Raw genomic sequence first — 23,630 nt, 5'->3', positions numbered from 1 at the left:
CGGTATTAAGCCGTTGTAAACGCATCGATCTGCCCTTCCTCATGGATGATCTCCCATACCGCGCCATCGATCAGCAGCCGGCCTGGCCGGTCGAGAGAGAGGCGCAAACGCTGGCCTTCCCGCCAGGGCAGGGTGGAGGCGTTGATCACCCAGCCTGAAGCCGTGCCGCGCGAAATCTCACAATCCAGCAGCGCCTGGCGGGCTGTGGCGTCCGCCGCGCCGGCCAGGCAGGCCGCCAGGCTGGGGGCGGCCAGGCGGATGCCCGGCGCGCGGCCGCGCGCCAGCATGAATATTGGCCCGGTGCGCACCAGAATCGCCGCCTGCCCGGTTTGCGCCGCGCGCAGCCGCAGCGCCGCGCAAGGGTGGTTCGGTTGCGCTGCTTCGTGCCAATGTTCCAGATAGGGGCTGTGCAGCCCGGTCTCGACCAGGGTTTCGCCCTCCCAGGAGAGCACGCCCTCATCCGGGGTCGGCCCTGGCGGCTGATAGTCGATCTCGCGCTGCCAGGCGGCGCGGTTTTGGGCCACGTGGAAGCTGCCGGCGAAGCCCTGCTGGCCGGCCAGCCAGGTTTCGGCCGCGATGGAGAGCTGCGCGAAGCCTGGCACCAGGCAGAAGGCGGGGCGCGCGGCGGGCTGGCGCAGATCCACGAATAGTTCAGGCCCCTGCAGCCAGGAGGCCGCGCTGCTCACATCGCGCTGCCCATCCGCCCCCACCAGGAGGGAGCGTGTCCATAGACCGTGCCAGTGCGGGCGCGTGGCCGAAACGGATGGGTCGTAATCTGCCATGCCGGAAGCTTAGGCAAGCCGCGCGTGCGGCAAAAAGGGCGATTTCGGGAAGCGTACTTGACTGAAACGGCAACAGAATGGGCCGATATAGGTTTAGCCACCCATCGCCAGCTCATATTCGCGGGCCAGCTCGGCCAGGAAATTGCTTGAGGCCGGGGAGACATGGCCGCGCGCCCGGGTGGCCAGCTCGAATTCCACCAGATAGCCGAACCGCGCCGGCAGCACCGCGCGCAGCGGCAAGCCGAAGCGGGTGGCGCGCACATAATGGTCCGGCAGATAGCCGATATAGCGGCCGGTGAGCACCAGCAGCGCCACCCCCTCGACATCATTGGCGGTGGCGCTGCGCACCAGGCCGCTGGCGAGCTGCCGGGCCTCGTCCTGCTCGGCATAGCTGCGCCCGACCACTTCACAGCCCATCAGCATGTCCGTCGGCACCTCGTCCGGGCAATAGCGGTAGAGCGGATGCGGCTCGGCGCAATAGAGATTATTCTGCTCGGCATAAAGAAACCGGTAGGTCAGCCCGGGCAGGCGCTGGCGCACTGACACGATGGCGGCGTGCAGCCGCTCCTCCAGCAGCGCCTTTTCCAGCAGGTTCGGCGGATCGACGCTGATATTGATCTGCACCCGTGGCGCCCGCCTTTTGGCGGTGGCCAGAACCTGCGGCAGGCGGAAATGCGGGTCGGTGATCAAGGTGTCGATGATGCCGAGATTAAGCTCGCCGCCGATTTCGGTGTGGATATTGTTCATCCGCTCGCGAAACCCATCCAGCGCGCCGAGCAGCTGGCGGACCTCCACCAGCACCGAACGCCCCTGATCGGTCAGCGCGAACCCGCCGCGCCCGCGCCGGCACAGCGTCACCCCCAGACGGGTTTCCAGCGCTTTCAACTGCTTGGAGATGGTCGATAGCCCGACCTGCAGCTCCGCCTCCGCCGCGGTGAAGCCCCCCGCCTCGGCGACCGTGGCGAACAGCCGCAGCAGGCGAAGATCGACATCACCAAGATTGCCGCTGAAGGGGGCGGAGGGGCGGGACATTCTTTCCTGATACGGAAAGTAAATGAGCATATCAAGCTATGTACGAGCCGGATTTCAGTAGATACGAATAGAAAATAGTCATTTTGTGGAATGGCCGCGCGGATATCTCGGCCTGCATCGAATGAAAAGAACAAAAAAAGTGCAAATGAGTGTTGTTTAGCCGTTTTGGTCATTCCTCGTCAGGAGATCAGCATGAATGATGCCCGCCCCTCGGCCCGCGATGACTCCACGTCCCTGCGCGGCGCCGTGGCATGAGCCAGATCCGTTTGTTCCGCTACCCTGGTGGCGCGCTCTATAATGGCGCCGGCATTTTTTATGCGTTCGCCGCTTATGCCGGCGGGCTGGTGCTGATCACCCGCGCCAGCCTGGCACTCAATCTGCTGGGCACGCTGCTGCTGGCGCATGGCCTCGTGATCTGCGCCTATTTCATCCATGAATGCGCGCATGGGGCGGTGTTCAGCAAAATGCGCCGCAACGACCAGGCGGGCGAAGTGATGGCCTGGATCACCGGCGCCTGCTTTGCCTCCTATGCCGGGCTGAAGGAAAAGCATCTGCGCCACCATGCCGACCGGATGGATGTGGCGGCCTTCGATTACCGGGATATTCTCAAGCGCGCGCCAGGCTGGGTGCGGGGCGCCGTGCTGGGGCTGGAATGGGCCTATATTCCGGCGGTTGAGTTGCTGATGCATGGCATGGTCATCATCACCCAATATCGCGGCACGCACGCCATGCGCCGGCGCGCCGGCCTGCTGCTGCTCTCGCGGCTGCTGTTGTTTGGCGCGTTGGCCTGGGTCTCGCCCTGGTCATTGGGCTTCTATGCCGTTGCCTATCTGCTGATGCTGCAGCTGCTGCGCTTCATGGATGCCTACCAGCACACATTCGATGTTTATGTGCCGCATTCCAACTCCTCCCCGATGATCGTCAAAAATCGTGACCGGGCCTATGAGCATGAGAATACCTACAGCAATATCCTGTCGCTCTCGCATCCGCTGCTGAATCTGCTGACGCTGAATTTCGCCTACCATAACGCGCATCACGCCCGCCCCGCCGTACCCTGGCACGCGCTGCCGGCACTGCATGAAACGCTGTACGGCGCGGATACAACCCAGGTGCTGACGGCGCGCCAGCTTTTCGGCAGCTATCACCGCAACCGGGTCAAACGCGTAATGTCCCCCGATTATGGGGAGGTGCACGCGAACGGTGACCGCGCGCAGGATTTTCTGGGCGCGGTCGGGGTGTCGTTTCTCACCGCCATCTGAAGCGCGGCCCTCAGCTTTTCACTGCAAGCCGCGCGATCCGGTTATTCTTGACGCGCGCGACGAAGGAGCCTCATGAGTACGAAAAAATTTCATCTCGGCTGGTTCATGAATTTTACCCCGGATGAATGGCGAGAGCCTTTTGGCCAAGGCGGCATGCCCTGGGATGGGCAATTCTATATCGAGATGGCGCAGACGCTGGAGCGCGCCTGCTTCGATTATATCATGATCGAAGACAAGCTGATGGTCTCGGAGACCTATGGCGGCTCGCGGGAAAAAGGCCTGCGCGGCGGGGTGATGGCGCCCAAGCACGACCCCGCGCCGCTGGCGGTGGCGATGGGCATGGCCACGCGGCATCTCGGCGTGATCGCCACCATGTCCACCCTGGCCTACCCGCCCTTCCTGATGGCGCGGCTGGCCTCCACCATCGACAGCCTGACCCGCGGGCGCTTTGGCTGGAATGTGGTGACCAGCGCGGAAGATCTCGCCGCGCAGAATTTCGGCCTGGATAAATTGCCGCCGCGTGATCTGCGTTATGAGATGGCCGAGGAATATATGGAGGTGATGGGCAAGCTCTTCGGCAGTTGGGAGGAGGGTGCCGTGCTGCGCGACCGCGCGCGTGGCATCTATGCCGATCATGACAAGGTGCATCCGATCAACCATGAAGGCAAATTCTTCAAGGTTCGCGGCCCGCTGAATACGGTGCGCTCTCCGCAGGGTCGCCCGGTCTATCTGCAGGCCGGGGCCTCGCCACGGGGGCGGGATTTCGCCGCCAAGCACGCGGACTCGATCGTCTCCGTCGCCAACGGGGTTGAATCGATGAAGGCGTTTCGCGACGATATTCGCAGCCGCGCGGCGGCGATGGGGCGTGACCCGGACAGCATCAAGGTGATGTTCTGCGTCACGCCGGCGCTGGGCGAGACCGAGCAGGATGCGCGCGAGCGGCTGCGGCGCCAGCACAGCGCGCCGCATTTCATCGACGACATGCTGGCCTCGATCTCGGCGATCACCGATATCGATTTCGCGCAATTCCCGCTGGATGAACCGTTGCCGGGCAAGCTGACGACCAATGGCGAGCAGGGCTCGCTCGATAAATTCCAGCAATGGGGATCGGGCAAGACATTGCGCGAACTGGTTGTGGATGGCGCCGGCGGCATGGTCTCGTCGGTTGAGCTGATCGGCACGCCGCAATCCGTCGCGCTGCGGATGCGCGAGGTGATGGAAGAGGTCGGCGGCGACGGGTTTTTGATCACCACGCCGGTGTTGCGCGTCGGGCGGCGCTATCTCGTGGAAGTGGCGGACGGGCTGGTGCCGGAGCTGCAGAGGTTGGGCTGCGTGCGCACCGCCTACAAGCACCAGCTGCTCCGCGATAATCTTCTGGAATTCTAAACAGTCTGGCATCGTTCTTGCACTGTCTTTGTTTTTGTAACGTCTTTTGCAGAGTCTGATCTCCATCTGAGGGGTATCCATGAAACGGGCGACTAAATTTGCATCCTTTCTCTCCGCCGCGGCGCTCTCGCTGCTGGCCAGCTTGCCGGCAAAGGCCGAAACGCCGCTGCGCATCGGCTTCAGTGACTGGCCGGGCTTCACCGGCTGGCAGATCGCCGTCGATAAAGGCTGGTTCAAGCAAGCCGGCGTTGATGTGCAGATGCAATGGTTTGATTATTCCGCGTCACTCGATGCCTTTTCCGCAGGCAAGTTGGATGGCGATTTTCTCGCAACCGGCGATGCGCTGGCGCTCGGCGCCAACGGCACCAAAAATCAGCTCATCATGCTGACCGATTATTCCAGCGGCAATGACCAGATTCTGGCAAAGCCCGGCATCACCAGCGTCAAGCAATTGCAGGGGCAGAAGGTTGGCGTCGAGGTTGGGCTGCTGGAACAGATGCTGCTGGAGCACGCCTTGCAGGCCAATGGCATGTCGCTGGACTCGGTGCAGCTGGTGAATACGGTGACCAACAGCACGCCACAGGTTCTGGCCTCCGGCGCGGTGGCGGCGATCGGCTTGTGGCAGCCGATCGCGGATCAGGCGCGCCTGGCCGTGCCGGGGTCGAGGGCGATCTATACCTCCGCGCAGGCGCCTGGGCTGATCTATGACGGTCTGGCGGTATCGCCGCAAAGCCTGGCGGCACGGCCGCAGGATTGGGCGAAGGTGATCAAGGTCTGGTATCGCATTCTGGCCTACATCAACGATCCGAAGACGCATGCCGATGCGCTCAAGATCATGGCCGCGCGCGATGGCGTGTCGCCGCAGATCTATCAGCGTTATGTCAAGGGAACGCATCTTCTCAGCTTGGCCGAGGCAAAGGCCGCCTTCGTGCCCGGCACCGGCCTGAACTCCGTGTACGGCTCCGATGAAAATTCCGATGCCTTCAATGTACGCAATAAGGTTTATAAAACCCCGCAGGATGTGAAACTCTACATCAATGGGTCGTTGATCGACGCCTACAAGGAGGGGAATTAATGCTGGATCGCTCGGAGATCGCGGCCGTGAAGCCGGCCGCCTCCGAGACGGATGATCTGGTGCGCGGGCAATGGTTCCGCGTCCGCGCGCCTTTGACGCGACGCTTGCGCATTTTTCTGGCAATTGCCTCGTTTCTGTTGCCGCTCGCGGTCTGGTCAGCGGTCAGCTACGTGCCGTTCATCTGGCATCCGGACGTGTTGATTTCGGATCCTGGCGATGTCGATTACTACATGCCGGGCATGCGGGTGACCAAGGCCGATTATGCCGGGCAACTCGCGGCGGCGAAGACCAACCATACCGCGCCACCGGTAGGTACGCCGTGCAATCCGGTCTATCTGCCCGCGCCCGGTGACGTTGCGGCGGCGTTCTACACCTCCTTCACCACGCCGCCGGCCGATCAGAACGGGCTCTGGCTGCATCAAAGCCTTTGGCAAAGCATCCAGACGATTTTCTGGGGCTTTGTGATTTCTTCCATCATCGGTGTGCCGCTGGGTATTTTATGTGGGGCGCATAGCGGGTTGGCGCGGCTGGTTGAGCCGTTTGTCGAGTTCTTCCGCTACCTCCCGGCGCCGGCCTTCGGCACGTTGGCGGTTGCGGTGCTGGGCATCTATGCCGGGCCGAAAATCGCGATCATCGTCATTGGCACATTATTTCAGCAGATTTTGATCATCGCCAACACGACCCGTAAGGCCGATTTCGCCTTGGTGGAAGCCGCTTTGACGCTGGGGACGCGTAATTTGCGGCTGCTGACCAGCGTGATCATCCCCAGCGTGCTGCCGGATCTGTATCGTGACCAGCGGATTCTTCTGGGCTGGGCGTGGACTTATCTGATCGTCGCGGAGCTGATCGGCGCCACGTCCGGGATTTCTCTCTTCATCACCCAGCAATCGCGCTACCAGCATTATGCGAATGTCTATGCGGCGATTGCGATGATCGGCATTCTGGGGCTTGGCGGCGATCTGTTGCTGGCCGCGCTCGGCCGAAAACTCTTTCCATGGGACAAGTCAGCCGCATGAGCGTTTCCTATCTCGATCAACCGCCAGAGGTGCAGGCGCGGCTTGCACGGCTGAAGGCCCGCGACGTGATATTGAGCGTCGATGGCATGAGCAAGCGCTTCAACAGCGGGAAAAACAACGTCACCGCGATCGAGGATTTATCTTTCCAGACGCATCGGCGGGAATTCCTCTGCGTCATCGGCCCTTCCGGTTGCGGTAAATCGACGTTGGCGCGGATTCTGGCGGGGCTGGATACGGCGAGTGAAGGCTGGGTCTCGCTCGATGGCAAGCCGGTACAGGGGCCAGGCCGCGAGCGGGGCATGGTGTTCCAGGGCTATACCTTGTTCCCCTGGCTCAGCGTGCGACGGAATGTGATGTTCGGGTTGCGCATGGCCGGTGTCGGCAAGGTTGAGGCGCAACGCCAGGCCGATGAATGGCTGGCGCTCGTCGGGCTGGAAAAATTCGCCGATGCCTACCCGCATCAACTCTCCGGCGGCATGAAACAGCGTGTGGCGATCATCCGCGCCTTGGTCAATCGTCCGCGTGTGCTGTTAATGGACGAACCCTTCTCGGCGCTGGACGCGCAGACCCGCCAGCGCATGCAGGCCTATTTGCTGGAGATATGGAAAAAGGTCGATATAACAATCATCTTCATCACCCATGATCTCGATGAGGCGGTGTTTCTGGCGGACCGGATTCTCGTGCTCGATGCGCATCCGGGGCGCTTGCGGGAAATGATCGAGGTGCCGCTGCCACGCCCCCGCGATGCCGCGCAGATCGCAAGCCCCGCCTTCGCCGCCACCAAGGCGCGGCTGGAAGCGTTGATTCACGGCAAGGAAACAGCGGATGAGGATGAACCCTACCCGGCCGTGCCGCTGCTGACGGATGTCAGCGACGAGGTGGAATAAAAAAGGCCGGTGCGAACCGGCCTTTTTCGTTCAGGACAAGGACGCGCGGTAGGCGCGCCAGCCGCCATGCGCGGTAATATCCTCGGCACCGTCCAACGCGTAGGCTTCACAGAGAAAGCCAGGATGCGTCGAGCCATCTTCCAAAGTGACGCGTCCGATGCCCATGGGGGCGGGGAGGGCGGCAAGGAATTCACCGAGCGCGTGCGCGCTCATGCGCCAAAGCTCTACAGCGAGTCCTGGTCCTGCAAAGCCGGGGCTGTGCGCCAGCCCGGGTTTCGGCGGCGTGGTGGCGAGGGCGAATAATTTATAGTCAGGGGCGGTTCGGGCCGGGCGGATCAGTTGGGCACCGAGCCTGGTCAATTCATGGTTCAACACCATGCCCGAGAGATGCGCGCCGGCGACAACCAGCGTTACCTCATCCGTCATCGCTTCGTAGGTGCCGCAAGGCTGGACACGGCTCAGCCCGGACCCAGCCCCCAGCGCTTTATGGAGTTTGTCCGCGTAGGCGCAGAGGCAGGCTTCCGAGAAGGCCGGGCCGATCAGCGTCACGCCAAACGGCATGCCGTTTGCGGTGAAACCGGCGGGCAGCGCAATTGCGGCTAGGTCCAGTAGGTTTACGAAATTCGTATAGAGGCCAAGGGTTGAGTTATGCTTGACCGGTTCGGCCAGCATCGCCTCCACTGTGAAGCAGGTAGGCGCCGTGGGCAGCAGCAAGGCATCGCATTTTGCCAGCTCAACATTCGTCAGATGTCGCAGGGCCTGAACCTTGTAGATATCGTCGAAGGCGTCGGCAGCGGAAAACTTCATCCCGCCTTCGACGATGCCGCGCACGACCGGATGCATTTCTGCCGCCTTGTCGCGCATGAAATCTCGCATGGCGGCGGTCCGCTCCGCCACGAAGGCACCGCCATAAAGCAGGGCGGCGATCGTGCGAAACGGGGCGTAATCGATCTCGGTCAGCGCCCAGCCCAGTGCCAGCGCCTGGGCCAAAGCGGCGTCGTAGAGCGAAGCGGCCTCATCGTCCCCGGCGAAATCCCTGTCCTTGGCAGCAAGCACGCCAAGGCGCGGGCGTTGCGGCAAGCTGTGGGATGCAGGCGGGCGGGAATAGGCATCCTGCGCGTCATAACCTTGTGCGGCGTCCAATACGGCCATCGCATCCGCGGAAGAATTGGCGAAAACCGAGATGCAGTCTAGGCTTTTACATGCCGGCACCACACCGGTCGCGGAGAGGCGGCCGATTGTCGGTTTCAGCCCGATCAGATTATTGAACGCGGCGGGCACCCGGCCGGACCCTGCGGTATCCGTGCCGAGCGAAAACGCTGCCAATCCGGCGCCGACCGCCACCGCAGAGCCCGAGGAGGAGCCGCCGGAGATGTAGGCGTGGTTGAACACTGAGCGCGGCGCGCCGTAGGGTGAGCGGGTGCCGTTCAGGCCGGTCGCGAATTGATCCAGGTTGGTTTTGCCGAGCAGAATCGCCCCCGCTTCGCGCAACCGCGCGATGGTGACGGCATCCTGCGCCGGTGTGTAGGCAAAGGCCGGGCAGCCAGCGGTTGTCGGGATGCCCCTGACGTCGATATTGTCTTTCGCAACGAAGGGTATACCGTAAAGCGCCTTGCCCTCCAGGCCGCCGGCCTCCAGTTCGGCGGCCTGCGCCAGCAGCTCCTCCTCCGGCACGAGGCTGATGAACACCGCCTTGTCCGGGTAGGCGGCGATGCGCGCCAGCAAGGCTTTCACCAGCATGGTCGGTGTCAAAGCCCCGCTGGCGTAGGCGCTCCGCAGGGCGGGAAATTCGAGCAGCTCAGGGATCATCGTCAGGACTCCGTGGTGATGATGCCGAGGCGTTGCCCGGCGCGAATAATTTGGCCTGGCCGTGCGGTCAGGCTGGTCAGGCGGCCGGTGGTGCTGGCTTCAACCCGTACCTCCATTTTCATGGATTCAAGAATCATCACGACATCCCCGCGTTTCACCTGCGCTCCCGTTTCGGCCAGGATTTTCCAGATGCTGCCTGGAACCGGCGCGGTGATGGCGCGCCCACCTGGCGGCAAGGGCGCTTCCTCCGCCGCCATTTGCATCTCCGGCTCCTCAAACGAGTTCAGCCCCTTTGCAGCCCAATCCTCACGCTCCACCGCGAAGGCACGGCGCTGGCGCGTCTGAAACGCGTCGATGCTATCTGCATTTTCCGCGCAGAATTCCCGGTAGGCGCGCAGCGAAAAGCTGCTTTCCTCGATCTGCAGCGGATATTTGCCGTGCAAGAAGTCAGCGCGGGCCTCTTCCAATTCGTCTTCGGAGACCTCCCGGAAGCGGATGCGATCAAAATGGCGCAGCAGCCAGGGCTTGCCGTCATCGAAGGGAGGCGGCTGGCGATGGGTATTCCAGACCTGGATGGTGCGGCCGAAAAGCTGGTAGCCGCCCGGCCCTTCCATGCCATAGACGCACATATAGGCGCCGCCGATGCCGACGGCGTTTTGTGGCGTCCAGGGGCGGGCGGGATTATATTTGGTGGTGACCAGGCGATGCCGGGGATCATAGGGTGTTGCCACCGGCGCGCCGAGATAGACATCGCCCAGCCCCAGCACGATGTAGGAAGCGTCGAAAATGATCCGCTTGACCGCCTCGATATCCTCAAGCCCGTTGATGCGGCGGATGAATTCGATGTTGTCCGGGCACCAGGGCGCGTTGGGGCGTGTGGTCTCCTGATATTTGCGCATGGCCAGCTGCACCTGGCTGTCATTCCAGGAAAGCGGCAGGCAGAGTGTGCGGGTTTTCATCTCCATCGCTTCAGGATCTGGCAGTTGTGGCAGAATATCCCGCACCGCCGCCATGATTTTTGCTGTATTTGTCTGCTCTGAATCGAAATGGATCTGCAGGGAACGGATCCCCGGCGTCAGATCGATAACGCCCTTCAGCGCGCTGGCCGCAAGCGCGTCGCGCAGCGCCTGGGTGCGCAGGCGCAGCTCGAAATCCAGCTTCATCTCGCCGAATTCGATCAGCACATCCTCATCCCCGGCGCGGCGGATAACGACATCCTGGCTGGCGGCGATGATCGCGGGGGCGGAATCCACGCGCGCGAAGCGGACCTTGTCGCCGGGCTTGAGCTGACCCAGCTTCCAAAGATCCGTTTTCGTCACCACCGCGGGGCAGACGAAGCCGCCCAGTGAAGGCCCGTCCGGCCCCAGCAAAATCGGCATGTCGCCGGTAAAGTCGATCGCCCCGACCGTGTAGGCATTGTCGTGAATATTCGAGGGGTGCAGCCCGGCTTCGCCGCCATCGCGCCGCGCCCAGGCGGGTTTGGGGCCGATCAGCCGAACCCCGGTGCGCGCGGAATTATGGTGCACCTCGTAGGTGGCATGGAACAGTGTGTCGATATCGTCATCGGTGAAAAAATCCGGCGCGCCGTGGGGGCCATAGCGCACGGCCAGCGTCCAGCTGCGCGCCAATGTCGCCGGCGCGGGCGGTGGTTCGGTTGGCGCGGGCAAAGGCGGGGGAAAATGCAAAATATCCCCGGCGCGCAAGGCGCCGCCGGTGGTGCCGCCGAAACCGCCCAGCGTGAAGGTGGCGGTGCTGCCGAGATAGGCGGGTGCCTTGAAGCCACCGGACACCGCGAGGTAGGTGCGTTGGCCCGGACCGTCGATCATCCCCAGCTCCAGCACCTGCCCGGCCTGCACCTCCACGGCGCAATGGTAGGCCACCGGCTGCTCATCCAGAAGCGCTGGCATATTGGCACCGGAGAGCGCGATCCGCGTCGCGCTGAGAAAGCGCAAGCTCGGCCCGGTATGGGTGAGCTCAAGCGTGGCCGCGTCAAACGCATTGCCGAGCAGCGCGTTGGCGTGGGTGTGGTGGAGATCATCCATCGGCCCGCTCGGTGGCACGCCGACCTCCCAATAGCCCAACCGCCCCGGCAGGCTTTGCAAGCTCGATTGCGCGCCGGGGTCCAGCACCTCCACGGCCAGCGGGGTGAAGCTGAAATCCGCCAGGCTGCGCGTCGTCATCTCGCCAGCCGCGAAGGCGGGCAAAGCGAGAATGGCCTTGAGATAATTCAGGTTGGTTTCAACGCCGAAAATGGCGCTGCGGCGCAGCCCGGCTTGCAGCTTGGCAAGCGCCTCGGCGCGGGTGGCGCCGGTGGCGATGAATTTCGCCAGCATCGGGTCGTAGAAAGGGGAAATGTCCGTGCCGGTTTCCACCCAGCTTTCCACGCGCAGGCCGGGCGGCGGTGTGAAGGCGCTCAGCTGGCCGCTGGAGGGGGCAAACTGGTTGCCGGGCGCTTCCGCGTATAAGCGCACTTCGATGGCCGCACCTTGCGGCTTCAGTTCCGCCGGGGACGGCAGCACGAACGCCCCCGCCGCCTGTTCGATCATCCAGCGGACCAGATCGACTCCATAAATTTCCTCGGTCACGCAATGCTCGACCTGCAGGCGGGTATTCACTTCAAGGAAGTAAAATCTCTGCGCCTCGGCATCGTAAACATATTCAACCGTCCCGGCGGATTCATAATGTACCGATGCCGCCAGCGCGATGGCGGCCTCCTCCATGGCGGTGCGGATCGCGTCGGGCAGGTTGGGGGCCGGGGTTTCCTCGACCACTTTCTGGTTGCGCCGCTGCAAGGAGCAGTCGCGCGTGCCCAGCGCCACCACGCCGCCTTTGCCGTCGCCGAAAATCTGCACCTCCACATGCCGGGCGCGGGCGACGTATTTTTCCAGGAACAAGGCGGCATTGCCGAAATTATTGGCGGCGAGCCGGGCGATGCTGTCATAGCGCGTGGCCAGGTCGGCCGCGTCCTCGCACAGCACCATGCCGATGCCCCCCCCCCCGGCGCTGCTTTTCAGCATCACCGGGTAGGTGATGCGCGCGGCCTCGGCCAGCGCCTCCTCGCGGCTGGTCAGCACGCCGGTGCCGGGCAGCATCGGCACGCCGGCCGCCTTGGCCAAGGCGCGGGCGGTGTGCTTCAGCCCGAAATCGCGCAGATGCGCGGGGCGCGGGCCGATGAAGCGAATCCCCGCCGCTTCCAGCCGCTCCGCGAATTCCACCCGCTCGGAGAGGAAGCCATAGCCGGGATGCACGGCCTGCGCGCCGCTGCGCTGGCAGGCCTCGAGGATCGCGTCGATATCGAGATAGCTCTGCGCCGCCGGGGCGGGGCCGATATGCACCGCCTCGTCCGCGGCGCGCACGGGCGGGGCAAATTGGTCCGCATCCGAATAGACGGCCACACTGGCAATGCCCATCTGCTTCAGCGTGCGACAAACCCGGCCCAGAATTTCGCCGCGATTGGCGATGAGGATTTTGCTGAACATCGTCTAGCCGCTGATCAGGATTTGAATCGGCGTGGGGGTGAAGCCGTTGCATGGATTATTCACCTGCGGGCAGTTGGAGATCACCACCAGCACATCCATGTCCGCGATGAACTCGACATACCCGCCAGGTTCGGAAACCCCGTCATCCACCGTCAGCTCGCCATTCGGGCGGATCGGCACATTCATGAAGAAATTCACGTTGGAGACCAGGTCGCGCTTATCCATGCCGTATTTCGCCAGCTCGGTGAGGAAATTCTCCCGGCATGAATGCATGAAGCGTGTTTCATAGCCGAAGCGCACGATATTGCTCTCACACGAGCAGGCCCCGGCACAGCTATCGTGAAAGCCGCAGCTATCGGCGGTGAGTGTCACCATCGGCCGGCCCTCGTTGGAGCGCAGCACGGCGCCCGTGGTCAGGTCGTAGCGCCCGCCCTGCAGGGCCTGTGCGGCCAGCGTGTCCTGCGCCGAATAGCGCTCGCTGGTATCCTGTGCGTTGTAGAACAGCGCATCCACCGCCTGCTGGCTTTCCAGATCGATGATGCGCATGGTCTGGCCCTGTTTCAGCACCACCGAATAGGGGGCGCGGGCGGGCACGAACTGGTCTGAGATCAGGGTCATTGCGCGAAATACCGATCATTGTTGGCAAAGCCGCGGGCGGCCTCGGCGGTGAAATGGCGGCAGAGATCGTCCGGGCCGGGCGCGCCAGCGCGCCAGGCGGTGTAGGCGAGCGGGCCGGTCGCCTGCTGCACCGGGCTGAGCGCATGCGGGGTGTTGGAGAGGACGAGGAGCAGATCCATCTCCGCGCGCAGCTCGAGCATGGCGCCGGCGGGCGGGTTGCCGCGCCAGCGCATCACACCCTGCGCATCCACCCCAACCGGGGAGAACAGTGAGAGCGCCGGGGCGAGATCCCGGCGCGACAGCCCGAATTTGGCGGCGCCGCAACGCAGATTATCCCGCCCGTTGCGCCCTTGCGTCTGCGCCGGGCCGTTGGGGCCGATGATGCTGTCATGCCCCGCCCCGCTATCGGCGGTGATGGCGGCGAGGACGCGCCCCATATCCGAGAACAGCACCCGGCCGGTGGTCAGGTTGGTGGTCCATTGCAGCTTGGTGGTGTCGCCGGCGTTGAAGCGCTCGGAGGGGTCGGCTTGGTTCCAGATGAACAAAGCCGCGCCGGGCGTGCCCGCGATATTGGTCAGGCGCAGCGCCGCCCCCCGGCGCAGCCACAATGAAGCGTACCAGCCGGGCGGAATCACATCCTGCGCGATCACCGCATCGGGCGGGATCTCCGGGAAGCTGGCTTCTGTTTGCGGGGCGGCGGCGCGGGCACGGGCGGCTTCCTGCAGGGCTTCGTAGCGGGCGCGGTATTCGGCCGGGCTGAGCTTGTCGAGGTCAAGCATCGGCGCGGCATCCGGTCAGAAACAGGGTCGTCATATGAACTCCCATCGTTGAACAGTCACGTCTCAGCGATGCGAGGGATACGTGGAGAGCCGACGCGTATCCCCACGCATCCATGCTCTCCCGGGCTTTTGTCCCGCCGTGCATCATGCGGATGTCTCCCGCATGACCGCCGCTCTCGGACCAGCGCCGGGCATTTGCCCGGCCGGAACCCTAGCGGCCTTCGAAAAAGGTAAAGCAAAGATTGTGCCGAAATCAAGCGGGCGCGGTTTCAGGGCCGGCGCTGGCAGCGGCGGGGGCGTGCCGGGCAGAGCGCGGCGCATTTCTGGGCACCCTGGCGCAAATGCCGCCATTTCGTCTCCCGGCATTTTGCGGCATGATCGTCTCCCACCCTGGAGCCGTCCCGCCATGTATATGCCGCCCGCCTTCCGCGAAACCGAGCTTGCCGCCCTGCATGAGACCATGCGCGCCGCCCGCGTGGCGAATCTGGTGACAATGACCCCGGACGGGCTGTTCGCCACCCCCTTGCCGCTGCTGCTGGCGGCGGAGGAAGGCGACCACGGCACGCTCTATGGCCATGTCGCACGCGCCAACCCGCAATGGCACCTGAAGGTGACCGGCGAGGCGTTGGCGATTTTCATGGGGCCGGAGGCCTATGTCTCGCCCTCCTGGTATCCCTCCAAGCAGGAGCATCACAAGGTGGTGCCGACCTGGAACTATATCACGGTGCAGGCGCACGGGCCGGTGGAGTTTTTCGACGACCCGCAGCGCCTGCTGGACGTCGTCACCCGGCTGACCACCCGGCATGAGGCGCCGCGCGCCAAGCCCTGGGCGGTGAGCGACGCGCCGGAGGCGTTCATCCGCGCCCAGCTCAAAGGGATCGTCGGGCTGCGGCTGCCGATCACGAAGCTGACCGGCAAGCGCAAGATGAGCCAGAACCGCAGCGCGGCCGACCGCAACGGCGTGGCGGCGGCGCTGCGCGACAGCCCGGACGCGGCGGACCGCGCGGCGGCGCCCTTCATCCCGACATGAAGGGGCTCAGCCCCGCCGGCGATACGGGGCGATCAGCGCGTCCAGCATCGCCTCTTCCTCGGCGGTGAGGTCGCAAAGCGGGCTGCGCACCTTGCCGGCGGCGAAGCCCTGCAGCCGCACCCCGGCCTTGATGGCGGAGACGGCATAGCCCTTCTGCCGGTCGCGGATCGCCATGAAGGGATAGAAGAATTCCAACAGGATTTTTTCGCAGGCCGCGCGCTCGCCCTGGCGCAGTGCCTTGTAGAACTTCACCGCCAGCGCGGGGACGAAATTGAACACCGCCGAGGAATAGGTGGTGAAGCCGGCGCCGAGATAGGCTTCCGCGAATAATTCCGCCGTCGGCATGCCGCCGAGATAGGTCAGCCGGTCGCCCAGCTTCGCCGTCACCTCGCGGACCAGCCCGATATCGCCGGTGCCGTCCTTGAACCCGACCAGATTGGGGCAGGCCTCGCAGAGCCGCGCCAGCGTATCCGGCCGCAGCACCGCATTGTCGCGGTTATAGACCATGACGCCGATGCCGACAGACTGGCAGACCCGGCGCACATGCGCGTAAAGCCCGGCCTGCGGCGCGTCGATGAGGTAATGCGGCAGCAGCAGGATGCCATCCGCCCCGGCCTTTTCGGCGCCACGGGCGATTTCGATGGCGATCTCGGTGCCGTAGCCGCAGCCGGAGACGATGGCGGTCTGCCCGGCGGCTTCCTTGGCGGCGGCGACGATGCTGGGGATTTCCCCTGGTGTCAGGGAGAAGAATTCCCCGGTGCCGCCAGCGGCGAAGAGCACCGGCGCGTCATAGCCGGCGAGCCATTCGATATGGGATTGGTAGCTGTCCGGCAGGAAGGCGCCTTGCGCGTCGAAATGCGTGACCGGAAAGGAGAGCAGGCCGGAACCCAGCCTGGTTTTGATGTCTTGCGGCTCCATGGACGACCTTATGATGTAAGAAGGCCGATCCATAGCTTAGTCATCATACAAATGTAAATAGTGATACTACAACATGCCGTGCAGCGCCGCCTTGTAGCGCTGCTGGCTGCCGCGCAGATGCGCGCGCATGGCGGCGCGGGCGGCCTCCTCGTCGCCCATGGAAATCGCCTCGACGATCTTGCCATGCTCGGCATGAATCTGCGTCGCGGTAAGGGTGGCGGCATCCGGCTGGGTTTTGTCCAAGGCCCGGCGCGGGATCATCGCCTCGCCGATCAGGCCCAGAAACTCCACGAAGCGGTGATTATTGGTGGCCTGGGCGATGGCCAGATGCAGCTCGAAATCCGCCCCTGCCGTCGCCTCCCCGGCGGCGGCCAGGCTGGCGATGCGCGCATGCGCGGCGAGGATCAGCTCCTCCTGCTGCGGGGCGCGGCGCAAAGCGGCCAGGCCGGCGGCCTCGATCTCCACCGCGCTGCGCAGCTCCAGCATCTCGATGACCGAGGAGAGCCGTTCGAAATCAACGCCCTGAAAGCCATGTGCTGGCCGGGCGGGCGGGGGGAGAACAAACACGCCAGCCCCCTGGCGGGCCTCCACCAGCCCGTCCGTGCGCAAGCTCGCCAGGGCTTCGCGGATCACTGTGCGGCTGACCCCATGGGCGCTGACCAGCTGGCTTTCGGTGGGCAGCTTGTCGCCCGGGGCGAAGCCGCCTTGCTGGATGGCGGCACGTAATTTGGCAGCGATCTGTACGACGAGCGTTTCCCCGGTGCGGCGTTCGGGCTGGTTGGGGCGCGGGCTCATCTGGTCCACCTTGGGCTGCATTCAGGCGCGGATGGGCGGCGCCCATCCGGGGATGATCGCATGTCCGTTGCCGGGGCTCAAGCCGGAGAGGCTAAGTTGTGTTATGAAAATTTAAAATTCATAATATGAATATGTCGTGCCTACCAGCCGCCAGCGCGCAGCGCCTCCACCTCCTCGCGCGCCGGCATGCCGCGCCAGCCGCCGCCATTGCAGGCCTTCAGCGCCGCGGCGGCGGTGGCAAAGCGGGCGGCGGCGCGCACCGGCTCGCCTTCGGCCAGGGCCAGCGCCAGGGCGCCGTGAAACACATCGCCGCAGCCAGTGGTGTCCCGTGCTTCGATGCGCGGGGTGGGGATGTGATGAATGGTGCCGTCAATGCGCCAGAAACTGCCCTCAGCGCCGCGAGTCACCGCCACGGCGCGCGCCTTTGGGGCGTCGATGGCGGCCAGGGCCAGGTGCGGATCATCCTCCCCGGTGCAGGCGCGCAGGCCATGGCTGGAGAACACCGGATAATCCGCCAGCGCCGCCAGGGCGCGCAGCGTTGCCGGTTCGCCGCCCTCGGCATCCAGCACGCTGGGCACATTGGCGGCTTTGAGCAGCGCGGCGGAGAGGTCCGGAAACCGATGATCGACCAGCAGCGCGTCGGCCTGCGGCAGGTGCGGCGGGATTTGTGGGGCGATCGTCCCGCGATCCACGATCAGGCAGCGCGTCCCATCCGGGGCGACCAGCGCGCAGGCATTCGGAGTGCGCCCGCCTTCGATGATCTGCAATGCCTCCAGCCCCACGCCGAGCTGGCGCAGCTCCGCTTGCAGCCAGTCTCCGGCCGCATCATTCCCCATTGCGCCGAGATAAAGCCCCTGCCCGCCCAGCCGCGCCACCGCCACGGCGGCGGTGCCGGCGATGCCGCCGCCGCTCTCGCGATAGGCGCTGGCGGTGTATTTCGCCTCGCCCTGGGGCAGGGTATCGAGCGCGTAGATCCGGTCCAGCACCACGATCCCGGCGCAGAGAACCTGTTTCAAGCGGGGCACATTCAAGCCGGGCACATCAGCGGCTTCAGCCTTTCGCCGCGCGCGAAGGCGGCGAACAAGGCTTCCAGCCCGGCGAGGTCGGCTGTGTCATCCACCAGTTTTTCAAAGGTTGCGCGGTGGGCGCGCAGCAGCTCGATATTCGCCTGGTACTCGCCCAACGGGAAATAGAAAGAGCGGATCAGGAAGAAATCCTTGCGGCGCAGCGCCTTGGTTTCGGTGATCTGCCATTGGTCGCTCTCGCCCAGCTGCACCGCCGCGCCCATCGGCGCCACCGCCGCCAGCGCCAGCGCCCGCCCGGCATCCTTGCCGCTGGCCTCGATCACCAGCGGAAAAGCCCGCGCGGCGGCGGCCTCGGCGGAGAGCAGCTCCACCCCCAGGCTGGCGGCGAAATTCGCCCGTGCCGGGTTGGGCTCGCACACCGCCAGCTTCCCCCAGCCCAGCGCCTGCAGCACCATCAACGAGCCCAGCCCGATCGGCCCGGCGCCGACCACCAGAGCCGCCCCCGGTTCCACCACGCGCGAGGCCAGCCTGATGCCATGCGCGGTGGTGCCGATGGCATCCAGCAGCAGCGGCGCCAGATGGTCCGGAATATCGTCCGGCACCGCCAGCAGGCATTGCCGCGGCACGGCGAGGGCTTGCGCATAGCCGCCCGGGCGCTGCCAGCCGAGCAGCTCCGCCCGCGGGCAGAGATTGGTCCGCCCGGCCTGGCATTGCGCGCACTGGCCGCAGAAAGTGGGGATATAGACCAGCACGCGCTGCCCATGTGCCGCTGTGCCCGGTGCACGCACCCGGCCGAAAATCTCGTGCCCTGGTGTTACCGGCCAACCCTGGCGCAGCGGCCGGAAATCGCTGCCGCACAGCGCGCAGGCGGCGACATCCACGATCACCTCATCCGGCCCGGCCACCGGCTCGGCGGCATCCTCGATGGCAATCCGCCCTTCGCCGAGAAACCGCGCCGCTTTCATGCCGAAACCTTGTCGAGCACGTTGCAGAGCGTCTCCAGCCTGGGCACCGCATCCTCGCGCAAGGCGCGGCGCAGATCCGGCTTGCCGATGGTGCCGGACCAGATGCCGCGCCCGGCGAGAAAGCCCGAGGCGCCCTCGCGGCAGGCCCATTCCACGGCACGCGGGAAATCATCCTGTTTGACGCCGGAGGAGAGCACCACCCAATCGCCATTCACATGCCGGGACAGGGCGGCACAGCCCTGCCGCACCTGCGCTTCCGGCCCGGCGCCGTAATAGGGGATTTCGCATTTATAGAGATCCTGCCCACGATCTCCCAACTCCTTGGCAGCTTCGATGATCGCCGCCTCGCGGTCCCAGCCAGAGCCATCACGCGGGGCGCGGGCCACCGGTTCCACCACGCTGGCCAGCCCCGCCTGGCGGCAGATGGCGACAAACTCCTCCACCATGGCGATGCGCGGTTCCGCCGCCTCGCCCGGCCGCCACAGCACCAGCAGCTTCAGCGCCACCGCGCCCTGCGCCTTCACCTTTGCCGGTACCACCTCATGGTCGATCTCCACCTGCGCCACCAGCTCATCGGCGCTGGGGATCAGCACATCGGCAGCGGCGATCAGCGCGCAGGACGGGTCCACCGCCTTCGCATCCAGCGCCTGCTGCCAGGCCAGCTCCCGGTCGATCAGCACCGCCGAGGCGTAAGGGGTGAGGGCTTCGATCACCTCAAGCTTGAAATGCGTGAGGTCCGCGTCCGTCACCGGACCATCCTGATGCGGCGCCATCATCGCCCGCAGCCCTTCGCGCTGGTCGATCGCCAGCATCGCATAGGTGCCGGAGGGGCGCGCCATGCGCGTCAGGGCGGGGGGGGCTGCCGGACATTCGGATCTGCTCCTTTGAGGCGTTTGCTTGGGGTTTCCATTTTATCGCGCCTTCTGACCGATGCCGGTTTGACAAGGCGGCGCGGAGGCGTTAGCTCTATGTCATACTAAAAGCCATACGACAGGTCAATAGACTGAACGTTTGCACTCTGTTGGGAGAAACAGACCATGGTTGCTCGGCTCGTGAAGCGGGTTTCAGCGGCGGCACTCGCCTTGTCCTTGCCCCTCGGCGCCCACGCCGCCGGGTTCGACTGGCAGAAATATAAAGGCCAGACGCTGGATGTGCTGGTCGATAATAACCCGATCGGCCAGGTCATCGCCAATAATGTCGCGGCGTTTGAGAAGCTGACAGGGATCAACGTCAAGGTCGATATCTTCACCGAGCAGCAGATGCGCCAGCGCCTGGTGACGGTGCTGGACTCCAACAGCTCCCAGGTGGATGTGTTCATGACGCTGCCCTCGCGCGAAGGCCAGCAATTCTCCGGCGCGGGCTGGTACACGGATCTGGCGCCGATGACCAAGGATGCAAGCCCCGACTATGATTTCGCCGGCTTGAGCCCGGCTTTGCTGAAAGCCGCGACCTTCGATGGCAAGCTGACCAGCATCCCGATGAACATTGAAGGCCCGGTGCTGTATTATCGCACGGATATTTTCAAAAAATGCAATCTCACCGTGCCGGCCAGCCTCTCCGGCATGCTGGACACCGCCAAGGCGCTGAAAAAATGCAATGCCGCCACCACGCCCTTCGTCTCACGCGGCTTGCGTGATGCGCTGGCCTATACCTACAGCGTGTTCTTCCACAATATGGGTGGGCATTATATCGAAAACGGCAAATCCGGCCTGTGCAGCCCGGCCGGGCTTTCGGCGCTGTCGCTCTATGGCGATCTGCAGAAACATTACGGCCCGCTCGGCGTGGTCAATTACAGCTTCTACCAGATCTCCTCGCTCTATCGCGATGGCCGCGCCGCGATGGCGTTTGAGTCCTCAAACGAACTTTCGGATGTGATGCAGGGTGGGGCGCGGCTGAACGATACCGGTATCGCGCTGCTGCCGCCGGGGCCGGGCGGCTCGCACCCCACCGCCATCGCCTGGGGTTTGGCGATGTCGCCTTACAGCACCCACAAAGGCGCCGCCTGGTATCTGATCCAATGGGCGACCAGCCCGGCCATTCAGGCCAAGGACGAGATCGCCGGCATCGCCGCGCCGCGCCCCGCCATCGCGCAGGATCCGCAGGTGAAAGCCTGGCTGGCTGCCGCACCCGTTCGGCAGGTCTGGCAGAATGCGGTTAACCAGCTCGCCAATACCGGCACCTCCAATGTCGGCTACCCGATCACCGATAATCCAGAATCCCGGCAATATATCGGCGAGGCCGTGGACAAGGTGATTGTCGGCTCCGACAAGCCGGATGCCGCCTGTGCCCCGGCCGATCAGTCGTTGAACGCGCTGATCGCGAAAGACAAAAAATAAGTGCTGTCCTCCTCCTTTGCCCTGGGTGATGGGTTTCATGTCGCCGTCATTGGCGGGTGCGGCGACATCGGCGCGGCGATCTCGGCGCAGTTTCTTGAGCTTGGGGCTCGCGTTACCGCGACCGGGGTGAATGAGGCGGCTATCAGCGCCACCTCGCTTCCCGCGCATGAGCGGCTGCGTCTGGCGGTGCTGGACGTGACCGACGATGCGGCGGTGCGGGATTTTGCCAAGGGCTTCACGCGCATCGATGCGGTGGTGAATTGCGCCGGAATACTCAAGCGGGATCTGGAATTCGATGTCGCGGTGTTCCAGCAGGTGCTGGATGTGAACCTTACCGGCAGCTTCCGTGTGTGCAGCGCCTTTCGCGACGGGTTGGCAAAACAGCGTGGCAGCATCGTCAATATCGCCTCGATGAATGCGTTTGCCGCACTGCCGCGCCTGCCCGCCTATTGTGCGAGCAAGGGCGGGGTGGTGATGTTGACCAAGGCGCTGGCGCTGGCCTGGGCCGAAGAGGGGATCAGGGTGAATGCCGTCGCCCCGGGCTATATCGAAACCACGCTCAATGCTGAAGGCCGCAAGGATAAAGCGCATTATCAGCGCATCGCCGAACGCACCGCCTTCAAGCGCTGGGGCCAGCCGGAGGATGTGGCCGGCGCCGTCGCGTTTCTCTGCATGCCCGCTTCCGCCTACATCACCGGCACGGTGGTGAATGCGGATGGCGGCTTTCTGGCGGGGTGAGGCATGAGCTTGTCCGCTTCCTCGCGCCAGCGCGGCGCCATCGCTCTGCTCTCGCTGCCGGCGGTGTTTTTCACCGCGTTGATGGTGGTGTTTCCGGTCGGCTATACGATCTGGCTGAGCTTCCGCAGCGCGCCGCTGGGCCATGCCACGCAATTCGCCGGCCTCGCCAATTACGCGCAGCTTTTCCATTCGGGCAGTTTCTGGAACAGCATCGAGGTCAGCCTGGCGCTGTATCTTTTGTCACTGGCGTTGCAGCTCATCGCCGGCACCTATCTGGCGCTGCTGCTGTTCCACGCCCGCCGCATGCCCGCCATCCTGCGCTCGATCCTGATCTCGCCCTTCATGGTGCCGCCGGTCGTGGTCGGCATGATGTTCCTGGTCATTCTCGATCCGTCGCTGGGGGCGGCGAACTGGATTCTCAGCCTGTTCGGCCTGCCGCCCTCCGCCTGGCTCGCTTCGCCGCAATGGGTGATCCCGACCATCGCGCTGATCGATACCTGGCAATGGACGCCGTTCGTGGCGCTGATTGTCCTCGGCGGGCTGCAATCGCTGCCGCCCAGCGTCTATGAGGCGGCGAAGATCGACGGCGCGCCGGCGCATCTGGTATTCTGGCGCATCACCTTGCCGCTTTTGCTGCCGACGCTGATGACGGCGGCGATCTTGCGCAGCGTCGATCTCTTGCGGTTCTTCGACATCATCTATGTCACCACCCAGGGCGGCCCGCTGGATGCCTCCGATACGTTGAACGTGCTCGGCTTCCATATCGGCTTTGAGCTGTTCCAGTTCGGCTATGCCAGCGCTTTGGCGGTGACGTTGACGGCGATGGTGTTCGGCGTGGTGCTGTCGCTCAACCGGCTGCGCAAAGCCGTGGCGTGGTGAGGCGGCGATGAACAAGCGCATCCTGCATATATTGGTGGTGGCGCAGCTGGTCGTGGTGGCGCTGGGCATCCTGTTTCCGATCGTCTGGATGGTGATGTCCTCACTGAAATCCTCGGCCGATGTCACCGCCTACCCGCCGAGCTTCCTGTTCAAGCCGACGCTGGAGAATTACACCCATCTGCTGGAGACCACGCCTTTTTTCGCCTATGCGCGCAATTCGCTGATCGAAAGCGGCGCTTCGACGATCTTGGGGCTGGCGCTGGGCATCCCTGCCGCCTACGCGGCCTCGGTCACGCGCTCCAGCTGGCCGGCTTTGGTGACGCTCTCCGCGCGCATGGCGCCGGGCACCTTGTTCCTGGTGCCCTGGTATGTGGTGTTCAAGGCACTGGGGCTGGTTGGCACCTACGCGGCGTTGATCCTCACGCAAGCGGCGATCACCTTGCCGATCGTGATCTGGGTGCTGCTGCCGGCTTTCGATGCAATTCCGCGCAGCATTCTGGAGGCGGCGCTGGTGGATGGGTGCGGGGTGCTGCGCAGCCTCTGGCGGGTGGCGCTGCCTTTGGTCTCGTCCGGTCTGGTCATCGCCACCATTCTCGGCTTCGTATTTTCCTGGAATTATTTCCTGTTCGCGCTGGTGCTCTCGGATGAAGGCACCAAGCCGCTGGTGGTGGCGGCGTTCAACTATATCGGCGAGGGCTCGACCGATTGGGGCGGGCTGATGGCGGCGGCGACATTGATCGCGCTGCCGCCTCTGGTGCTCGCCATCGCCGTGCAGCGCTGGCTGGTCGCGGGGCTCACTCTTGGCGCAGTGAAGGGGTAAGG

The 23,630-nt window shown here is 64.4% G+C and carries 21 protein-coding genes and 1 riboswitch; of the genes, 10 read left to right on the top strand and 11 right to left on the bottom strand.

The window, feature by feature from the left end:
* Positions 1 to 5: 5 nt before the first annotated feature.
* Together T331_RS18435 and T331_RS18430 are read right to left on the bottom strand one after the other, a co-directional pair.
* Complete coding sequence (locus T331_RS18435; RefSeq protein ID WP_155992724.1) at positions 6 to 782, bottom strand: hypothetical protein; 777 nt, start codon at positions 780 to 782, stop codon at positions 6 to 8.
* A gap of 93 nt (positions 783 to 875) precedes the next feature.
* Positions 876 to 1,814, bottom strand: coding sequence for a LysR family transcriptional regulator (locus T331_RS18430; protein ID WP_035180219.1), 939 nt, complete (start codon positions 1,812 to 1,814; stop codon positions 876 to 878).
* Positions 1,815 to 2,065: 251 nt separating this feature from the next.
* Here T331_RS18430 and T331_RS0113810 point away from each other — a divergent pair, with 251 nt between their 5' ends.
* The 5 genes from T331_RS0113810 (at position 2,066) to T331_RS0113790 (ending at position 7,437) form a co-directional block, all read left to right on the top strand.
* On the top strand, positions 2,066 to 3,073 hold the full coding sequence (locus T331_RS0113810; protein ID WP_026440448.1) for a fatty acid desaturase: 1,008 nt from the start codon (positions 2,066 to 2,068) through the stop codon (positions 3,071 to 3,073).
* Between the two features lie 72 nt (positions 3,074 to 3,145).
* The gene (locus T331_RS0113805; RefSeq protein ID WP_026440447.1) at positions 3,146 to 4,459 is read left to right on the top strand and encodes an NtaA/DmoA family FMN-dependent monooxygenase; all 1,314 of its coding nucleotides are present in this window, start codon (positions 3,146 to 3,148) and stop codon (positions 4,457 to 4,459) included.
* A gap of 79 nt (positions 4,460 to 4,538) precedes the next feature.
* Entirely contained in the window at positions 4,539 to 5,534 is a 996-nt protein-coding gene (locus T331_RS0113800; RefSeq protein ID WP_008493859.1) for an ABC transporter substrate-binding protein, read from the top strand.
* A complete protein-coding gene (locus T331_RS0113795; protein ID WP_211248731.1) occupies positions 5,534 to 6,550 on the top strand; it encodes an ABC transporter permease in 1,017 nt (338 codons plus the stop codon). The genes T331_RS0113800 and T331_RS0113795 overlap by 1 nt, the downstream gene beginning before the upstream one ends.
* Positions 6,547 to 7,437: an ABC transporter ATP-binding protein gene (locus T331_RS0113790; RefSeq protein ID WP_026440445.1), complete on the top strand. Its 891-nt coding sequence runs from the start codon at positions 6,547 to 6,549 to the stop codon at positions 7,435 to 7,437. Before T331_RS0113795 ends, T331_RS0113790 begins: the two co-directional genes overlap by 4 nt.
* Before the next feature lie 30 nt (positions 7,438 to 7,467).
* Here the strand turns inward: T331_RS0113790 and atzF are convergent, their stop codons facing one another.
* Genes atzF through T331_RS0113770 form a run of 4 tightly spaced genes read right to left on the bottom strand, consistent with a single transcriptional unit; the run spans position 7,468 to position 14,122 of the window.
* Positions 7,468 to 9,246 carry an allophanate hydrolase gene (gene atzF, locus T331_RS0113785; RefSeq protein ID WP_026440444.1) on the bottom strand — a complete coding sequence of 593 codons (1,779 nt, stop codon included), beginning with the start codon at positions 9,244 to 9,246 and terminating at the stop codon, positions 7,468 to 7,470.
* Positions 9,247 to 9,248: 2 nt separating this feature from the next.
* The gene (locus T331_RS0113780; protein ID WP_026440443.1) at positions 9,249 to 12,725 is read right to left on the bottom strand and encodes a 5-oxoprolinase/urea amidolyase family protein; all 3,477 of its coding nucleotides are present in this window, start codon (positions 12,723 to 12,725) and stop codon (positions 9,249 to 9,251) included.
* Between the two features lie 3 nt (positions 12,726 to 12,728).
* A complete protein-coding gene (locus tag T331_RS0113775; protein ID WP_026440442.1) occupies positions 12,729 to 13,343 on the bottom strand; it encodes an urea amidolyase associated protein UAAP2 in 615 nt (204 codons plus the stop codon).
* Positions 13,340 to 14,122, bottom strand: a complete 783-nt coding sequence (locus T331_RS0113770; protein WP_026440441.1) for an urea amidolyase associated protein UAAP1 — start codon at positions 14,120 to 14,122, stop codon at positions 13,340 to 13,342. Before T331_RS0113770 ends, T331_RS0113775 begins: the two co-directional genes overlap by 4 nt.
* A gap of 116 nt (positions 14,123 to 14,238) precedes the next feature.
* Positions 14,239 to 14,348: riboswitch (guanidine-I (ykkC/yxkD leader) on the bottom strand.
* Between the two features lie 180 nt (positions 14,349 to 14,528).
* Between T331_RS0113770 and T331_RS0113765 the strand changes: the two genes are divergently transcribed.
* The gene (locus T331_RS0113765; protein ID WP_026440440.1) at positions 14,529 to 15,152 is read left to right on the top strand and encodes an FMN-binding negative transcriptional regulator; all 624 of its coding nucleotides are present in this window, start codon (positions 14,529 to 14,531) and stop codon (positions 15,150 to 15,152) included.
* 6 nt (positions 15,153 to 15,158) lie between these two features.
* Here T331_RS0113765 and kdgD read toward each other — a convergent pair whose 3' ends face one another.
* The 5 genes from kdgD to T331_RS0113740 all read right to left on the bottom strand — a co-directional run bounded on the left by kdgD (position 15,159) and on the right by T331_RS0113740 (position 19,694).
* The gene (gene kdgD, locus T331_RS0113760) at positions 15,159 to 16,070 is read right to left on the bottom strand and encodes a 5-dehydro-4-deoxyglucarate dehydratase (RefSeq protein ID WP_026440439.1); all 912 of its coding nucleotides are present in this window, start codon (positions 16,068 to 16,070) and stop codon (positions 15,159 to 15,161) included.
* A gap of 66 nt (positions 16,071 to 16,136) precedes the next feature.
* Positions 16,137 to 16,865, bottom strand: a complete 729-nt coding sequence (locus T331_RS0113755) for a FadR/GntR family transcriptional regulator (protein ID WP_035180228.1) — start codon at positions 16,863 to 16,865, stop codon at positions 16,137 to 16,139.
* A 140-nt stretch (positions 16,866 to 17,005) separates the two neighbouring features.
* Entirely contained in the window at positions 17,006 to 17,881 is an 876-nt protein-coding gene (locus T331_RS0113750) for a PfkB family carbohydrate kinase (RefSeq protein ID WP_026440437.1), read from the bottom strand.
* Positions 17,882 to 17,892: 11 nt separating this feature from the next.
* Entirely contained in the window at positions 17,893 to 18,855 is a 963-nt protein-coding gene (locus T331_RS20565; RefSeq protein WP_026440436.1) for an alcohol dehydrogenase catalytic domain-containing protein, read from the bottom strand.
* Positions 18,852 to 19,694 (bottom strand): aldolase, encoded by an 843-nt coding sequence (locus T331_RS0113740; protein WP_035180217.1) that lies wholly within the window; start codon positions 19,692 to 19,694, stop codon positions 18,852 to 18,854. Before T331_RS0113740 ends, T331_RS20565 begins: the two co-directional genes overlap by 4 nt.
* 198 nt (positions 19,695 to 19,892) lie before the next feature.
* Here T331_RS0113740 and T331_RS0113735 point away from each other — a divergent pair, with 198 nt between their 5' ends.
* Genes T331_RS0113735 through T331_RS0113720 form a run of 4 tightly spaced genes read left to right on the top strand, consistent with a single transcriptional unit; the run spans position 19,893 to position 23,628 of the window.
* A complete protein-coding gene (locus tag T331_RS0113735) occupies positions 19,893 to 21,191 on the top strand; it encodes an ABC transporter substrate-binding protein (RefSeq protein WP_026440434.1) in 1,299 nt (432 codons plus the stop codon).
* Positions 21,192 to 21,929, top strand: coding sequence for an SDR family NAD(P)-dependent oxidoreductase (locus tag T331_RS0113730; RefSeq protein ID WP_211248730.1), 738 nt, complete (start codon positions 21,192 to 21,194; stop codon positions 21,927 to 21,929).
* Between the two features lie 3 nt (positions 21,930 to 21,932).
* Positions 21,933 to 22,808: a carbohydrate ABC transporter permease gene (locus T331_RS0113725; RefSeq protein WP_026440432.1), complete on the top strand. Its 876-nt coding sequence runs from the start codon at positions 21,933 to 21,935 to the stop codon at positions 22,806 to 22,808.
* 7 nt (positions 22,809 to 22,815) lie between these two features.
* Entirely contained in the window at positions 22,816 to 23,628 is an 813-nt protein-coding gene (locus tag T331_RS0113720) for a carbohydrate ABC transporter permease (RefSeq protein WP_035180216.1), read from the top strand.
* Positions 23,629 to 23,630: the final 2 nt, after the last annotated feature.

Origin of the sequence: Acidocella facilis ATCC 35904, assembly GCF_000687875.1 — a bacterium.
In the GTDB taxonomy this organism is placed as follows: domain Bacteria; phylum Pseudomonadota; class Alphaproteobacteria; order Acetobacterales; family Acetobacteraceae; genus Acidocella; species Acidocella facilis.
The sequence above is the reverse complement of the archived record's forward strand: the minus strand, read 5'-3'. Positions and strand labels throughout refer to the sequence as shown.

Excerpts from the sequence above, each read along its gene's own strand:
- T331_RS0113790 (WP_026440445.1), top strand. The coding sequence starts at position 6,547 with ATGAGCGTTTCCTATCTCGATCAACCGCCAGAGGTGCAGGCGCGGCTT.
- T331_RS0113740 (WP_035180217.1), bottom strand. The coding sequence starts at position 19,694 with ATGGCGCGCCCCTCCGGCACCTATGCGATGCTGGCGATCGACCAGCGC.
- T331_RS0113810 (WP_026440448.1), top strand. The coding sequence starts at position 2,066 with ATGAGCCAGATCCGTTTGTTCCGCTACCCTGGTGGCGCGCTCTATAAT.
- T331_RS0113795 (WP_211248731.1), top strand. The coding sequence starts at position 5,534 with ATGCTGGATCGCTCGGAGATCGCGGCCGTGAAGCCGGCCGCCTCCGAG.
- T331_RS0113805 (WP_026440447.1), top strand. The coding sequence starts at position 3,146 with ATGAGTACGAAAAAATTTCATCTCGGCTGGTTCATGAATTTTACCCCG.
- T331_RS0113720 (WP_035180216.1), top strand. The coding sequence starts at position 22,816 with ATGAACAAGCGCATCCTGCATATATTGGTGGTGGCGCAGCTGGTCGTG.
- atzF (WP_026440444.1), bottom strand. The coding sequence starts at position 9,246 with ATGATCCCTGAGCTGCTCGAATTTCCCGCCCTGCGGAGCGCCTACGCC.
- T331_RS0113780 (WP_026440443.1), bottom strand. The coding sequence starts at position 12,725 with ATGTTCAGCAAAATCCTCATCGCCAATCGCGGCGAAATTCTGGGCCGG.
- T331_RS20565 (WP_026440436.1), bottom strand. The coding sequence starts at position 18,855 with ATGAAAGCGGCGCGGTTTCTCGGCGAAGGGCGGATTGCCATCGAGGAT.
- T331_RS18435 (WP_155992724.1), bottom strand. The coding sequence starts at position 782 with ATGGCAGATTACGACCCATCCGTTTCGGCCACGCGCCCGCACTGGCAC.
- T331_RS0113775 (WP_026440442.1), bottom strand. The coding sequence starts at position 13,343 with ATGACCCTGATCTCAGACCAGTTCGTGCCCGCCCGCGCCCCCTATTCG.
- T331_RS0113765 (WP_026440440.1), top strand. The coding sequence starts at position 14,529 with ATGTATATGCCGCCCGCCTTCCGCGAAACCGAGCTTGCCGCCCTGCAT.
- T331_RS0113800 (WP_008493859.1), top strand. The coding sequence starts at position 4,539 with ATGAAACGGGCGACTAAATTTGCATCCTTTCTCTCCGCCGCGGCGCTC.
- T331_RS0113770 (WP_026440441.1), bottom strand. The coding sequence starts at position 14,122 with ATGCTTGACCTCGACAAGCTCAGCCCGGCCGAATACCGCGCCCGCTAC.
- T331_RS0113735 (WP_026440434.1), top strand. The coding sequence starts at position 19,893 with ATGGTTGCTCGGCTCGTGAAGCGGGTTTCAGCGGCGGCACTCGCCTTG.
- T331_RS0113755 (WP_035180228.1), bottom strand. The coding sequence starts at position 16,865 with ATGAGCCCGCGCCCCAACCAGCCCGAACGCCGCACCGGGGAAACGCTC.
- kdgD (WP_026440439.1), bottom strand. The coding sequence starts at position 16,070 with ATGGAGCCGCAAGACATCAAAACCAGGCTGGGTTCCGGCCTGCTCTCC.
- T331_RS18430 (WP_035180219.1), bottom strand. The coding sequence starts at position 1,814 with ATGTCCCGCCCCTCCGCCCCCTTCAGCGGCAATCTTGGTGATGTCGAT.
- T331_RS0113725 (WP_026440432.1), top strand. The coding sequence starts at position 21,933 with ATGAGCTTGTCCGCTTCCTCGCGCCAGCGCGGCGCCATCGCTCTGCTC.